We start from the raw sequence: 14293 nt of genomic DNA, 5'->3' as shown, positions 1-14293 counted from the left end.
GCCGCTCCTCCACCTTGCGACTGGACGCAGCAGACCCCGCGCACCTGGGCTGCAAGGCGCCGGCGGTTTCCTCCGACCTGATCCGCCGGACGGGCCCTAGCACTCGATGATGTTGACCGCCAGCCCGCCCCGGGCCGTCTCCTTGTACTTGACCGACATGTCCGCGCCGGTGTCCTTCATCGTCTTGATGACCTTGTCCAGGGACACCTTGTGCGAGCCGTCGCCGCGCATCGCCATCCGGGCCGCCGTGACCGCCTTCACCGCGGCCATGCCGTTGCGCTCGATGCACGGGATCTGCACCAGGCCGCCGACCGGGTCGCAGGTCAGGCCGAGGTTGTGCTCCATGCCGATCTCGGCCGCGTTCTCCACCTGCTCCGGGGAGCCGCCCAGCACCTCCGCGAGCGCGCCCGCGGCCATGGAGCAGGCGGAGCCGACCTCGCCCTGGCAGCCGACCTCGGCGCCGGAGATGGAGGCGTTCTCCTTGAAGAGCATGCCGATCGCCCCGGCCGCGAGCAGGAAGCGGACCACGCCCTCCTCGTCGGCGCCGGGCACGAAGTTGACGTAGTAGTGCAGGACGGCCGGGATGATGCCCGCCGCTCCGTTCGTCGGCGCCGTGACGACCCGGCCGCCGGCCGCGTTCTCCTCGTTCACGGCCATCGCGTACAGGGTGATCCACTCCATGGCGAGGGCCTGCGGATCGCCCTCGGAGCGCAGCTTGCGCGCGGTGTTCGCGGCCCGCCGCCGCACCTTGAGACCGCCCGGCAGAATGCCCTCGCGGGACATGCCGCGGTCGACGCACGCCCGCATCACCCGCCAGATCTCCAGCAGGCCCTCGCGGATCTCCTCCTCGCTCCGCCAGGCGCGCTCGTTCTCCAGCATCAGGGCGGAGATGGACAGGCCGGTCTCCCTCGTCAGGCGGAGCAGCTCGTCGCCCGTGCGGAAGGGGTACTTCAGGACCGTGTCGTCGAGCTTGATGCGGTCCGCGCCCACCGCGTCCTCGTCGACGACGAATCCGCCGCCGACCGAGTAGTACGTCTTCGACAGCAGCTCCGCGCCGGACGCGTCGTACGCCCACAGCGTCATGCCGTTGGCGTGGTAGGGGAGCGCCTTGCGGCGGTGCAGCACCATGTCGTCGTCGAAGGAGAACGCGATCTCGTGCTCGCCCAGGAGGCGGATCCGCCCGCCGTCCTTGATCTTCTCCACCCGCTCGTCGGCCGACTCCACGTCCACCGTCCGGGGCGAGTCGCCCTCCAGGCCCAGCAGCACCGCCTTGGGCGTGCCGTGGCCGTGCCCGGTGGCGCCGAGGGAGCCGTACAGCTCCGCCCGGACCGAGGCGACCGAGTCCAGCAGGTCCTCGTTGCGCAGCCGCCGGGCGAACATCCGGGCCGCCCGCATCGGGCCGACCGTGTGCGAGCTGGACGGGCCGATGCCGATCGAGAACAGATCGAAGACCGAGATGGCCACGGGAGGACTCCTAAGGGTTCGGCGGACGACGCTGTCCACCGGGGAACAGGGTGGTTCGGAGAAGAGGGATCGTTTTTGCGGTGAATGGTGCGGGGCACCGCGCTCACCGGACCAGTGTGCGCGATGCCCCGGACATCCGTACGAAGGAAAGCGTACGAAACTACTACAGACCCGGGTACAGCGGGTGCTTCTCGGCAAGGGCCGTGACTCGCGCCCGGAGCGCCTCCACGTCGAAGGAAGGCTTCAGCGCCTCGGCGATCACGTCCGCGACCTCGGTGAAGTCCTCGGCGGTGAAGCCCCGGGTGGCCAGGGCGGGCGTACCGATCCGCAGGCCCGAGGTGACCATCGGCGGGCGCGGGTCGTTCGGGATCGCGTTGCGGTTGACGGTGATGCCGACCTCGTGGAGGCGGTCCTCCGCCTGCTGGCCGTCCAGCTCGGAATTGCGCAGGTCCACCAGGACCAGGTGCACGTCCGTGCCGCCGGACAGCACGTCCACGCCGACGGCCTTGACGTCGTCCTTGACCAGGCGCTCGGCCAGGATGCGGGCACCCTCCAGGGTGCGGCGCTGGCGCTCCTTGAACTCCTCGGAGGCGCACACCTTGAAGGCGACGGCCTTGGCGGCGATCACATGCTCCAGCGGCCCGCCCTGCTGGCCGGGGAACACCGCGGAGTTGATCTTCTTGGCCAGCTCGGCCGTGGAGAGGATCACACCGCCGCGCGGGCCGCCCAGCGTCTTGTGCGTGGTCGTCGTCACCACGTGGGCGTGCGGGACCGGGTTCGGGTGCAGCCCCGCGGCCACCAGACCGGCGAAGTGCGCCATGTCGACCATGAGGTACGCGCCGACCTCGTCCGCGATCCGGCGGAACGCGGCGAAGTCCAGCTGACGCGGGTACGCCGACCAGCCGGCCACGATCAGCTTCGGCTTGTTCTCCTTGGCCAGCCGCTCGACCTCGGCCATGTCGACCTGGCCGTCGTCGCCGACGTGGTACGCGACCACGTTGTAGAGCTTGCCGGAGAAGTTGATCTTCATGCCGTGGGTCAGGTGCCCGCCGTGCGCGAGGTTCAGACCCATGATCGTGTCGCCGGGCTTGAGCAGCGCGAACATCGCGGCCGCGTTGGCCTGCGCGCCCGAGTGCGGCTGCACGTTGGCGTGCTCGGCGCCGAAGAGCTCCTTGACCCGGTCGATGGCGATCTGCTCGATCACGTCGACGTGCTCGCAGCCGCCGTAGTAGCGGCGGCCGGGGTAGCCCTCGGCGTACTTGTTGGTGAGGACCGAGCCCTGCGCCTCCATGACCGCGACCGGGGCGAAGTTCTCCGAGGCGATCATCTCGAGGGTGGACTGCTGCCGGTGCAGCTCGGCGTCGACCGCGGCGGCCACCGCCGGGTCGAGCTCGTGCAGGGGCGTGTTCAGAAGCGACATGCGGCTACGGCTCCTCAGCCCGCGATGTGGGCGTCGTACTCGGCGGCGGTCAGCAGGTCGGCCGGCTCGTCGGTGACGCGCACCTTGAACAGCCAGCCGCCCTCGAAGGGGGCCGAGTTCACCAGCGACGGGTCGTTCACGACGTCCTCGTTCACCTCGGTGATCTCACCGGTGACGGGGGAGTAGAGGTCGCTGACCGACTTGGTGGACTCCAGCTCGCCGCAGGTCTCGCCCGCGGTCACGCCGGCACCGACCTCGGGGAGCTGGACGAAGACCACGTCGCCGAGCGCGTTGGCCGCGTGCTCCGTGATGCCGACCGTCGACACGCCGTCCTCGGCGGCCGACAGCCACTCGTGCTCCTTGCTGTAACGCAGCTGCTGGGGGTTGCTCATGGCCTGAATTCTCCTGTACGCGGGGGACTGCTGATGACTGGGGGAACTGCGTGCGCCACCGGTGAGCGGGCGCGCCGTGCTCACCTCACGCGCGGAAGCCGTCCGAAGACGGTGTCACTTCTGCCGCTTGTAGAACGGCAGCGCCACGACCTCGTACGGCTCGTGGCTGCCCCGGATGTCCACACCGACACCCTTCGTGCCCGGCGCCGCGTGCGCGGCGTCGACGTACGCCATCGCGATCGGCTTGCCCAGCGTCGGGGAGGGGGCGCCGGAGGTCACCTCGCCGATCACCTCGCCGCCGGCCACGACCGCGTACCCGGCGCGCGGGACCCGGCGGCCCTCGGCGACCAGGCCGACCAGGACGCGCGGGGGCTCGGAGGCGGCGCGCTCGGCGGCCTCGGCGAGCGCCGTACGGCCCACGAAGTCGCCCTCCTTCTCGAACTTCACCACCCGGCCGAGACCGGCGTCGAAGGGCGTGAGGGAGGTGCTCAGCTCGTTCCCGTACAGCGGCATGCCCGCCTCCAGGCGCAGCGTGTCCCGGCAGGACAGCCCGCAGGGGACCAGTCCGGCGCCCTCGCCCGCCTTGGTGAGCGCCTGCCACAGCTCCACCGCGTGCTCGGGCTTCACGAACAGTTCGAAGCCGTCCTCGCCGGTGTAGCCGGTACGGGCGATCAGCGCGGGGACACCGGCGACGGTGCCGGGCAGACCGGCGTAGTACTTCAGGCCGTCCAGGTCGGCGTCGGTGAGCGACGCGAGGATCCCCGGGGACTCGGGGCCCTGCACGGCCAGCAGCGCGTACGCGTCGCGGTCGTCGCGGACCTCGGCGTCGAAACCGGCCGCGCGCTCGACGAGCGCGTCGAGCACCGTCTGCGCGTTGGAGGCGTTGGCGACCACCATGTACTCGGTGTCGTCCAGCCGGTAGACGATCAGGTCGTCCAGGATGCCGCCGTCCTCGCGGCAGATCATGGTGTAGCGGGCGCGGCCGGGCTTGACGCCCCCGATGTTGCCGACCAGGGCGTGGTCGAGGAGCGCGGCGGCCTCCGGCCCGGTGACGGTGATCTCACCCATGTGCGAGAGGTCGAAGAGACCGGCCCTCGTCCGCACGGCGTTGTGCTCGTCGCGCTCGGAGCCGTAGCGCAGGGGCATGTCCCAGCCGGCGAAGTCGGTCATCGTGGCGCCGAGCGAACGATGCAGGGCATCGAGCGCGGTCCGACGGGGTTCGGTACTGCTCATCGGTCGGTCTCCCAAAGGCATGACGGCGGCGAGGACGTTTCCTCCCCATCTGTCATCGGAACCTGAGAGGTTCGCCATGACCGGCACACGGTCCTGGCTTGCACCTTGGGTGGAGCCACCGGAGCACTGTCACGGCGGCCCGCTTTTCAGATGTGCCTCGCCCGCGCGGTAACGGGGCCTGAGAGATTCAAGGGAGGGACTTGCTCCTTCGGCGCCCCGGCGACAAACGGTGCCGGGGACTCTCCCGCGCGGATTCAAACGGCCGGTATGCAGTTGGCGCGCACATCATTGCACGCATTGTCGGGGCGCGGCAGGGGGACCCTTCTCTGGGGGTGCACGGCGTGTGCGGGCACGGTCACAGGATGCTGTGACAGGCCTGTTTCAGGAAAGGGACGGAAAAGAGAGACCCGGGCATTACCTTCTCTTTACACTCGGTGGGGATCGGTACCCGTACCTGGCCCCAGGGGAGGACGATCAGGTGAACAGGACCACGGCGTGCGCCACCACCACGGGGGTCGCGCTGCCCCAGCAGCCGGCGGCTGAGATCCGTCAGGTCGGCGGCGCGCTGCCTGCGCCCGTCGTCCGCGATCTGCGCGAGCGGGGCGGTCGCAGCCCGCGCGCCCTGCTCTTCGGGCCCCGCGACCTCGTCGTGGTCACCGGACTCCCCGGCAGCGGCAAGTCCACCCTGATGCGGCGCGCGGTGCGCGGCACCCGCGTCGACTCCCAGGACACCCGGGACCGCTGGGACGACCTCATGCCGCGCTTCCTGCCGTACTCGGTGTACCGGCCGCTGGTCCGCCTCGCCCACTACGCCGGCCTGCGCCGCGTCCTGCGCTCCGGCGGCCCGGTCGTGGTGCACGACTGCGGTACGCAGGCCTGGGTGCGCCGCTGGCTGGCCCGCGAGGCCCGCCGCCGGGACGCGAACCTGCATCTGCTGCTGCTGGACGTCACCCCGCAACAGGCCCTGGCCGGCCAGCGCGAACGGGGGCGCGGGGTCTCCCGGTACGCGTTCCTGCGCCACCGCGTGGCGAACGAGCGGCTGCTGCGCGACGTGGAGCGGGGTACCCTGCCGGCGGGCTGCGGATCGGCGGTCCTCGTCGACCGGGACGCGGCGGACGCCCTGCGCCGGATCGGCTTCACGGGCTGACCGGATAGCCTTTCCAGCCACAGCAGTGGTTCCAGGCAGCAGGCGGTAGGCAGATGGACTTCCCGGCGGACTTCCCGGCGCAGACGCACCCCCATCCGCACGGTGGGTGGCCCGGCAACGAACTGGAGGAGGTGCTCTCCGCATCCCTCGGCGTCCCCTCGGCGGGCGGCAGGATCGTGGAGGTGCTGGGCCGCAGCTTCGTCTGGGTCCCGCTGCCGAACGGCGGCGGCCCGCACAGCGGCCCCCTGGACCTGCCCACCATGGAGCTCGACGGCCAGGCATACGTCCCCGTCTTCAGCTCCGAGGAGCAGTTCCGCCAGGTCGTCGGCTCCCACATGTCGTACACCGTCGCGCCCGCCGTGGAGTTCGCGCGCGGTCTGCCGCCGCAGGCCGGGATCGCGGTGAACCCCGGCGGCGTGGTCGGCATCCCGCTGCCACCGCCGGCCGTGGCCGAGCTGTGCCGGGCCGGACGCACCCCGCTGGACGGCGCGGCGGCCGGCGGCCGTGTACGGCTGTTCGAACCCGACTGGCAGGACGACCCGGTGGACTTCCTCGCCGCGGCCACGGCGGAGTTCGACTCCATCGGCGTGGTGACCACCGCCCGCCGCTGCCTGGCCGCGATCGAGACCGCCGACCCGGTCCTCTTCATCGGCGTGGAACTCTCCCGCTGGGAGGGCGACGCCCGCGCCCTCCCCCTGGACGCCCTGGGCCGAGCCCTGGGCCGAACCCCCGCCCCCTGGCCGGTCAACCTCATCGTCCTGGACATAGCCCAGGACCCAGTGGCCGACTGGCTCCGCACAAAGGTCCGCCCCTTCTACGAACGCCCGCACTAACCCCCCAAAGGGGCGCGGCTCTGTATCGACATGCGGCTCCGCAACCCCCTAGGGGCGCGGGGAACTGCGCGACAAGCCACAACGCACCCGCACCCGCCGGACGACGCGCAGCCCCGAACTCTTCTGCGAGCCTGCCGCGCGGCAGCCCGGCAGCCCGGCAGCCCGCCGCCCCGTGTCGGCTTAAGCTAGGTTCATTCGCTGGCGAGGTTGTACGGAGGGGCGATACAAGTGAGCGCTGGCACCGCGGCGGCCGGTCAGGTCGAGCACATGCTGCGCCAGGTGACGCCCGGGCGTTACGACGCCTACGAGGCGTTGCTGCGCGCGCTCGCGACTCCCTCGTCCGGCCAGGTCTGGATGCTGCTCTGGCACGGCCAGGCCGGCTCCCCGGACGCCCAGTACGGGAACATGGAGGTCGAGGGCTACGGCTACGCCCCCTGCGTCACCTCCGCCCAGGAGCTCTCCGCCAGCGGCTGGAACCGGTCGTACGAGGTGGTCGACGGCCTCGAAGTGGCCCGCGCGCTCTACCCCGACCACTACGGGCTCTGGCTGAACCCGCACGCCCCCGGCGGCGGCGTCGGCATCCCCTGGCTGGACCTGCGCCGGATCGCCGGCGGCCTGGACCGCCGGCCCGCGGGACCGCTCCGGCTGTCCGAACCGGCCATCGAGATCCCCCAGTTCTACGCCCTCCTCGCGCAGAACGCCCACCGCACCCCCGCCGTCCGCGCGCTCCGCCGCGCCTGGGTGCAGCCGGCCCTTGGCGCCCCCTACCTCGCCATCGGCCTGGACGTGTACGACACGTCCCCGCAGGCCGTGGACGCCGTACGGGCGATGATGCAGCAGTCCCTCGGCGCGGTCCCGGACGGGCTGCCCGTGTCGACCGTCGCGATGTCCGACGAGCACGACCCGGTCGCGATGTGGCTGCGGGCCAACGGACGCCCGTTCTACGACCGCGAGGCGCACGGCGCCGCTCCGCCGCCCGCCGCCCCGGCCTACGGCTACCCGCCGGCCCACCGGGGCTGACGGAGCCGGCCCGCCACTGCTGACGCTGCGTCACTGTCCACGAAGTGGACAGGCGCGCCGGGATGCGTCGGCACCCCCGCCACCGGTCGCTGATTTCACGTCAGATTTTCGGCCATGCGCGCTCAGCGATCACCCGTTGACCGCCTGTCACCTGCGGTTTCACCCGTTCTTCACGCCACCTGAGGCCACCTGGAAAGCGGTTGGGGAGGAGGTCCGTGTGTCCGGGGGATTAAATCCTCACGGAGGGACGCCTGAACCGCCCCATATGTCAACTGTTCAGATCTCAGGTAGGTATCACCGCTATCCGGACTGTTCCTGACCGCCTGTGAACGTCTGTAGTGTTCGGCCGGTCAAGGTGCATCCACATAGCGGACCCGGAGTGGCCCCAATATGCGCATATTCAAGTCCCGAGCCGCTCGGGCGATCACGGCCGCTGTGGCGGTCGGTCTGATCGCCACGGGCTGCTCCAGCGAGCGGGACGACAACAGCAAGGGCAGCGGCGACAAGGACACGTTCGTCTTCGCCGGTGCCGGTGACCCCGGTTCTCTCGACCCTGCCCTCGCGAGCGACGGTGAAACCTTCCGCGTGACGCGTCAGGCGTTCGAGGCCCTGCTCGAGCACGAGTCCGGCGGCACCAAGCTGGTTGGTGGCCTCGCCGAGACCTGGTCGAGCAACGACGCCGGCACCGTCTGGACCTTCAACCTCCGCAAGAACGTGAAGTTCCACGACGGTGAGGCGTTCAACGCCGCGGCCGTCTGCGCCAACTACGACCACTGGTTCAACTGGACGGGCACCTACCAGTCCAGCGCGGTCTCCTACTACTGGCAGACCATCATGGGCGGCTTCGCGAAGAACGAGGACAAGGAGACGCCCGAGGCGAACTACAAGTCCTGCACCGCGAAGGACGAGAACACCGCCGTCATCGAGGTCAAGGAGCCCTCCGCCAACCTCCCCGGCGGCTTCTCCCTCCAGGCCCTGGCGATCCACTCGCCGAAGGCCATCAAGGAGTACGAGAAGCAGGAGGCGACCGCCAAGGGCGACGCCATCACGTACCCCAAGTACAGCCAGGAGGCCGGCACGGTCGCCGGTACCGGCCCGTACAAGATCACGAAGTGGAACAAGGGCAACAAGGAAGTCACCCTTGAGCGCTTCGACGACTACTGGGGCGACAAGGCCAAGATCAAGAACCTGGTCTTCCGCACCATCGACACCGAGGAGGGCCGCCGTCAGGCGCTCCAGGCCGGTGACATCGATGGCTACGACCTCGTGGCCCCGGCCGACGTCAAGACCCTCGAGGACCAGGGCTACGTCGTCCCGACCCGTGGCGTCTTCAACCTCTTCTACCTGGGCATGAGCCAGGAGGCCAACAAGGCCCTGAAGAAGAAGGACGTCCGCCAGGCGATCGCGCAGGCGATCGACAAGGAGAACCTGGTCAAGACCCAGCTGCCCGAGGGCGGCAAGGTCGCCGACCAGTTCATGCCGGACACCATCGCGGGCTACTCCAAGAACGTCAAGAAGTACCCGTACGACACCGCCGCGGCGAAGAACCTCCTCAAGAAGGCCGGTGAGGAGAAGCTCAAGGTCGAGTTCTGCTACCCGACCGAGGTCACCCGCCCGTACATGCCTGCCCCGCAGGACCTGTTCGAGCTGATGAAGGCCGACCTCGAGAAGGCCGGCATCACCGTCACGCCGAAGGCCATGAAGTGGGCCCCGGACTACATCGACGCCACCGAGGCGGGCTCCTGCGACCTGCACATGCTCGGCTGGACCGGTGACTTCAACGACGGCTTCAACTTCATCGGCACCTGGTTCGCCGGGTACGACAAGCAGTGGGGCTTCAAGGACAAGAAGGTCTTCGACGCCGTGAACGCCGGCTCGAAGCTGGGCAAGGCCGAGGAGCGCACGGCCGCCTACGAGAAGGCCAACGAGGCGATCATGGAGTACCTGCCGGGTGTCCCGGTCTCGTCCTCCCCGCCGGCCATCGCCTTCGCCAAGAACGTGAACCCGCCGAACGTCTCCCCGCTGACGCAGGAAGTCTTCGCCGAGACCTCGTTCAAGTAAGCGAGCGGCAGGAAACCAAGAACGGGGGGTCCGCCCGGTCGTCGCAACTCGGCGGCCGGGCGGGTCCATTCATGTAAGAAACCACGCAAGAAAGGGGCATGCGGGGTGCTGCGTCTCGTCGTACGAAGACTGCTCCAGCTCATACCCACGCTGCTCGGCCTGTCGGTACTGCTCTTCCTGTGGCTCGACCGGCTGCCCGGCGGACCCGCCTCAGCGATCCTGGGGGAGAAGGCCACCGAGGCCGAAGTGGCGCGCATCAACCGTGCGCTCGGGCTGGACCAGCCCGTCTACGTCCAGTACTGGCGCTTCCTCAAGCGCATCGTCGAGCTCGACCTGGGCACCTCCACCCAGACCGGACAGCCGGTGTGGGACGAGTTCGTCCTGCGCTTCCCCGCAACCGTGGAGCTGTCCCTCCTCGCGATCCTCATCGCCGTGGCCGTCGGCGTTCCGCTCGGCTACTTCGCCGCCCGCAACCGCGGCGGCTGGCTCGACGTCACCGCCGTCTCCGGCTCGCTCGTCGGCATCTGCATCCCGGTCTTCTTCCTCGCCCTGATCCTCAAGGGCATCTTCGCCGTCAACCTCGGGATCTTCCCCAGCTACGGCCGCCAGGACACCGGCATCAACGCCACGGACGTCACCGGCTTCGCCGTGCTGGACGGCATACTCACCGGGGAGTTCGACGCCTCCTGGGACGCGATCATGCACCTGATCCTGCCGTCGATCGCCCTGGCCTCCATCCCGCTCGCGGTCATCGTGCGCATGACCCGCGCGAGCGTCCTCGAGGTGCAGGACGAGGACTACGTCCGCACCGCCGAGTCCAAGGGGCTCAAGCGGAGCGTCGTCCGCAACCGGCACGTGATGCGCAACGCGATGCTCCCCGTGGTGACCGCGGTCGGTCTGCTCACGGGCTCCCTGCTCTCCGGCGCCGTCCTCACCGAGTCCGTGTTCGCCTTCGGCGGCATCGGCTCCTTCATCCGGACCGCGATCGACGCCCGCGACTACCCCGTGCTCGTCGGGTTCATCATGTTCATCGCGCTGGTGTACGTCCTGATCAACTTGCTGGTGGACCTGGCGTACAGCCTCATCGACCCGAGAGTGCGGGTGCACTGACATGAGTGTCGCCACCAAGACCGACAAGATCCAGCGCCTCGCGGAACTCGCCGCGACCAAGGAGACCAGCACCGGCGCCAGCCTGTGGCGGGAGGCCTTCCGCCGCCTGAAGCGCAGCAAGATGGCGATCATCGGCGCGGTCATCATCGCCCTGTTCGTCCTCCTCGCGATCGTCGGGCCCTACCTCGCGCCGTACGCGCCGACCGCCCAGACCTGGCGGAACGAGGTCTTCCCCAACCGGGGCGAGTTCGTCGGCCCGCGCGGCGAGAACTGGTTCGGACTCGACCACCTCGGCCGGGACATGTTCTCCCGCATGCTGGTCGGCGCCCGCCAGACGCTGCTCGTCGGCGTCGTCGCCACGCTCATCGGCCTGTTTATCGGCTTCCTGATCGGCGGCCTCTCCGGAGCCGCCGCCACCCTCGGCGGGGAGACCGGCAAGCGCGTCGACTCCGTCATCATGCGGTTCATCGACATGATGCTGGCGCTGCCCTCGCTGCTGCTCGCCGTGTCCATCGCCGCCGTCATGGGCCAGTCGCTGACCACCGTGATGATCGCCGTGGGTGTCGTCCAGATCCCCGTGTTCGCACGGCTCCTGCGCGGCTCCATGCTGGCGCAGGGCGGCGCGGACTACGTGCTCGCCGCCAAGTCCCTGGGCGTGCGCAAGCGGCGCATCGTGGTCTCGCAGATCATCCCCAACTCGCTCAGCCCGGTGATCGTGCAGGCCACGCTCTCCCTGGCCACCGCGATCATCGAGGCGGCCGCCCTGTCCTACCTGGGGCTCGGCAACCCCGACCCGGCCATCCCCGAGTGGGGGGTCATGCTCACCCAGGCCCAGCGCTTCTTCGACAACGCGCCGTTGATGGCGGTCTACCCCGCCGTCGGCATCATCATCACCGCCCTCGGCTTCACCCTCCTCGGCGAGGCCATGCGGGAAGCCCTCGACCCGAAGCTGAGGGGCTGAACCACCATGTCTCTGCTCACTGTCGACGAACTGACCATCACCTTCGGCGGCCGCGGCCGCAAGGAGTCCCGGGCGGTCGACGGCGTCTCCTTCGAGGTCGACCAGGGCCAGGTCGTGGGCCTGGTCGGCGAGTCCGGCTGCGGAAAGTCCGTCACCTCCCTGGCCCTGATGGGCCTGCTGCCCCACAAGGGCGTCACCATCGGCGGCCGTGCCGACTTCGACGGCCAGAACCTGTTCACGATGAGCCCGTCCGCCCGCCGCGACCTGCGCGGCAGCGAAATGGCGATGATCTTCCAGGACCCGCTGTCCTCGCTCAACCCGGTCGTCCCGGTCGGCGTGCAGGTCACCGAGATCCTGGAGCGCCACCGCGGGATGAAGGGCGAGGCCGCCCGCAAGGAGGCCGCCCACCTGCTGGACCGGGTCGGCATCCCCGACCCCACCCGGCGGCTCAAGGAGTACCCGCACCAGCTCTCCGGCGGCATGCGCCAGCGCGCGCTGATCGCCATGGCCGTCGCCTGCGCCCCGCGCATGCTCATCGCCGACGAGCCCACCACGGCCCTCGACGTGACCATCCAGGCGCAGATCCTGGAGCTGCTCAAGGAACTCGTGGACCAGGAGGGCACCGCCCTGCTGATGATCACCCACGACCTCGGCGTGGTCGCCGGTCTCTGCGACCAGGTCAACGTCCTCTACGCGGGCAAGGTCGTGGAGTCCGCCGGGCGCCGCGAGCTGTTCGGCCACCCCACCCACCCCTACGCGCACGGACTGCTGGGCTCCATCCCGCGTCTGGACGCTCCCCGGGGCGAGCCGCTCAACCCCATCCGCGGCTCCATCAACGACCGCATCGCCTGGGCCGACGGCTGTGCCTTCGCGCCCCGCTGCGACCGGTACGAGATGGGCTGCCTGACCGGTACCCCGCTGCTCACCGAGCCGCGTGCGGCCGGCCACCAGGTGCGGTGCGTCAACCCCGTACTCGACGACGCGAAGGCCGAGGAGGTCACCGCATGAGCCTGCTCGAACTGGACGGCGTCAAGGTCCACTTCCCCATCAAGAAGGGCATCCTGTTCGACCGCACGGTCGGCCACGTCTACGCCGTGGACGGGGTGTCGCTGAAGGTCGAGGCCGGCGAGACGTACGGTCTGGTCGGCGAGTCCGGCTGCGGCAAGACCACCCTCGGGCGGTCGGTGCTGCGGCTGGTGGACATCACCGAGGGCTCCGTCGTCCTCGACGGCACCGACCTGGCGAAGCTGCCGAGTGAGGAGATGCGCCGGTTCCGGCGCCGGCTCCAGATGGTCTTCCAGGACCCGCTGGGCTCGCTCAACCCCCGGCAGAACATCGAGTCGATCCTGTCCGAGGGCATGGTCGCCCACGGCATCGGCAAGGACCAGGAGGAGCGCCGGGAGAAGATCAAGTCGATCCTGGACAAGGTCGGCCTGCCCTCCAACGCGCTCTCCCGCTACCCGCACGAGTTCTCCGGCGGCCAGCGTCAGCGCATCGGCATCGCCCGCGCGCTGGTCCTCGAACCCGATGTGATCATCTGCGACGAGCCGGTCTCCGCGCTCGACGTGTCGGTCCAGGCCCAGGTCATCAACCTGCTGGAGGAACTCCAGGAGGAACTCGGCCTGACCTATCTGGTGATCGCGCACGACCTCGCGGTGGTCCGCCACATCTCCGACACGATCGGCGTGATGTACCTGGGCTCGCTGGTCGAGGAGGCACCGAGCGACGCGCTGTACGCCGAGCCGAAGCACCCGTACACCAAGGCCCTGATGTCGGCGGTGCCGGTGCCGGACCCGGAGGTGGAGGACAAGCGCGAGCGCATCCTGCTCACCGGCGACCTGCCCTCCCCGGCCAACCCGCCCACCGGCTGCCGTTTCCACACGCGCTGCCCCTGGGCCCAGGCCGAGCGGTGCTCGACCGAGCGGCCGGAACTGCGGGACGTCGGCGGCGGCCACCGGGTGGCCTGCCACTACGCCGACGAGATCGCCGCCGGGACGCTGCGGCGGACCACGGGCGAGATCGTGGCGGCGACGCGCGAGGGCGTGGACGACAACCCGGCGACCGAGGACCCGGGCACCCCGACGGTCCCGGAACAGGCCGGCCCGCCGGAGGCGGAGAAGACGCTCAAGCAGTCGGACACGCCGGAGCCGACGAAGAAGAGCGAGAAGGCCGAGGTCTCGGAGAAGTCCGAGAATGCCGACGAGGCCGCCTCCTCGGCGGATGCCGAGGAGGCGGAGAAGGCCGAGAGCTCGGCGGAGACCGCTGACGTCGCAACGGCGGAGAGTGCCGACGGCGGCGAGAAGGCGGACAGTGCCGGGGAGACCGAGGAGGCGGAGAAGGCCGAGAGCTCGGCGGAGACCGCTGACGCCGACGAGGCCGCTGACGCCGCAACGGCCGAGAGTGCCGACGGCGGCGAGAAGGCGGACAGCGCCGGGGAGACCGAGGCCGCGGAGAAGGCCGAGAGCTCGACGGAGCCTGCTGGCGCCGAGGAGGCGACTGACGCCGCGACGGCGGAGAGCGCCGACGGGGCCGAGAAGGCGGAGAAGAGCGCCGACGAGGGCGACAAGGCGGCCGAGAGTGCGGGCGAGAGCCCGGAGAAGGCCGCCGGGAAGGCCGTCTAGCCCGCTGCCGTGGCCCGCCCGACGGGGCCAT

12 protein-coding genes and 2 riboswitches are annotated in these 14293 nt (G+C 70.1%); of the genes, 8 read left to right on the top strand and 4 right to left on the bottom strand.

What is annotated here, in order from left to right:
* Positions 1–96 precede the first annotated feature (96 nt).
* The 4 genes from ACZ470_RS16320 to gcvT form a co-directional block, all read right to left on the bottom strand.
* Positions 97–1464 (bottom strand): L-serine ammonia-lyase, encoded by a 1368-nt coding sequence (locus ACZ470_RS16320; protein WP_468427702.1) that lies wholly within the window; start codon positions 1462–1464, stop codon positions 97–99.
* Positions 1465–1627: 163 nt separating this feature from the next.
* Positions 1628–2884: a serine hydroxymethyltransferase gene (gene glyA, locus ACZ470_RS16315; protein WP_468427700.1), complete on the bottom strand. Its 1257-nt coding sequence runs from the start codon at positions 2882–2884 to the stop codon at positions 1628–1630.
* A gap of 14 nt (positions 2885–2898) precedes the next feature.
* Positions 2899–3276: a glycine cleavage system protein GcvH gene (gene gcvH, locus ACZ470_RS16310; RefSeq protein WP_468427698.1), complete on the bottom strand. Its 378-nt coding sequence runs from the start codon at positions 3274–3276 to the stop codon at positions 2899–2901.
* 114 nt (positions 3277–3390) lie between these two features.
* Positions 3391–4509 (bottom strand): glycine cleavage system aminomethyltransferase GcvT, encoded by a 1119-nt coding sequence (gcvT, locus tag ACZ470_RS16305; RefSeq protein WP_468427696.1) that lies wholly within the window; start codon positions 4507–4509, stop codon positions 3391–3393.
* Positions 4510–4548: 39 nt separating this feature from the next.
* Positions 4549–4665, bottom strand: a riboswitch (glycine riboswitch).
* A riboswitch (glycine riboswitch) is annotated at positions 4666–4766 on the bottom strand.
* Positions 4767–4987: 221 nt separating this feature from the next.
* Here gcvT and ACZ470_RS16300 point away from each other — a divergent pair.
* The 8 genes from ACZ470_RS16300 (at position 4988) to ACZ470_RS16265 (ending at position 14262) form a co-directional block, all read left to right on the top strand.
* Positions 4988–5656, top strand: coding sequence for an AAA family ATPase (locus ACZ470_RS16300; RefSeq protein WP_468427694.1), 669 nt, complete (start codon positions 4988–4990; stop codon positions 5654–5656).
* Positions 5657–5709: 53 nt separating this feature from the next.
* Complete coding sequence (locus ACZ470_RS16295) at positions 5710–6489, top strand: enhanced serine sensitivity protein SseB (RefSeq protein ID WP_468427692.1); 780 nt, start codon at positions 5710–5712, stop codon at positions 6487–6489.
* Between the two features lie 267 nt (positions 6490–6756).
* Positions 6757–7509: an enhanced serine sensitivity protein SseB C-terminal domain-containing protein gene (locus ACZ470_RS16290; RefSeq protein WP_468428135.1), complete on the top strand. Its 753-nt coding sequence runs from the start codon at positions 6757–6759 to the stop codon at positions 7507–7509.
* A 390-nt stretch (positions 7510–7899) separates the two neighbouring features.
* Positions 7900–9570 (top strand): ABC transporter substrate-binding protein, encoded by a 1671-nt coding sequence (locus tag ACZ470_RS16285; RefSeq protein WP_468427690.1) that lies wholly within the window; start codon positions 7900–7902, stop codon positions 9568–9570.
* Positions 9571–9675: 105 nt separating this feature from the next.
* On the top strand, positions 9676–10680 hold the full coding sequence (locus tag ACZ470_RS16280) for an ABC transporter permease (protein ID WP_468427688.1): 1005 nt from the start codon (positions 9676–9678) through the stop codon (positions 10678–10680).
* Position 10681: 1 nt separating this feature from the next.
* Positions 10682–11641, top strand: coding sequence for an ABC transporter permease (locus ACZ470_RS16275; RefSeq protein WP_468427686.1), 960 nt, complete (start codon positions 10682–10684; stop codon positions 11639–11641).
* Between the two features lie 6 nt (positions 11642–11647).
* Positions 11648–12649 (top strand): ABC transporter ATP-binding protein, encoded by a 1002-nt coding sequence (locus ACZ470_RS16270; protein WP_468427684.1) that lies wholly within the window; start codon positions 11648–11650, stop codon positions 12647–12649.
* Complete coding sequence (locus ACZ470_RS16265) at positions 12646–14262, top strand: ABC transporter ATP-binding protein (RefSeq protein ID WP_468427682.1); 1617 nt, start codon at positions 12646–12648, stop codon at positions 14260–14262. Before ACZ470_RS16270 ends, ACZ470_RS16265 begins: the two co-directional genes overlap by 4 nt.
* Positions 14263–14293: the final 31 nt, after the last annotated feature.

It is taken from the genome of Streptomyces sp. NPDC031111 (assembly GCF_055570675.1).
The sequence above is the reverse complement of the archived record's forward strand: the minus strand, read 5'-3'. Positions and strand labels throughout refer to the sequence as shown.

Bases quoted from the DNA above. Each gene is read 5' to 3' on its own strand.
- glyA (WP_468427700.1), bottom strand. From the start codon at position 2,884: ATGTCGCTTCTGAACACGCCCCTGCACGAGCTCGACCCGGCGGTGGCC.
- gcvH (WP_468427698.1), bottom strand. From the start codon at position 3,276: ATGAGCAACCCCCAGCAGCTGCGTTACAGCAAGGAGCACGAGTGGCTG.
- gcvT (WP_468427696.1), bottom strand. From the start codon at position 4,509: ATGAGCAGTACCGAACCCCGTCGGACCGCGCTCGATGCCCTGCATCGT.
- ACZ470_RS16295 (WP_468427692.1), top strand. From the start codon at position 5,710: ATGGACTTCCCGGCGGACTTCCCGGCGCAGACGCACCCCCATCCGCAC.
- ACZ470_RS16290 (WP_468428135.1), top strand. From the start codon at position 6,757: ATGCTGCGCCAGGTGACGCCCGGGCGTTACGACGCCTACGAGGCGTTG.
- ACZ470_RS16285 (WP_468427690.1), top strand. From the start codon at position 7,900: ATGCGCATATTCAAGTCCCGAGCCGCTCGGGCGATCACGGCCGCTGTG.
- ACZ470_RS16275 (WP_468427686.1), top strand. From the start codon at position 10,682: ATGAGTGTCGCCACCAAGACCGACAAGATCCAGCGCCTCGCGGAACTC.
- ACZ470_RS16270 (WP_468427684.1), top strand. From the start codon at position 11,648: ATGTCTCTGCTCACTGTCGACGAACTGACCATCACCTTCGGCGGCCGC.
- ACZ470_RS16265 (WP_468427682.1), top strand. From the start codon at position 12,646: ATGAGCCTGCTCGAACTGGACGGCGTCAAGGTCCACTTCCCCATCAAG.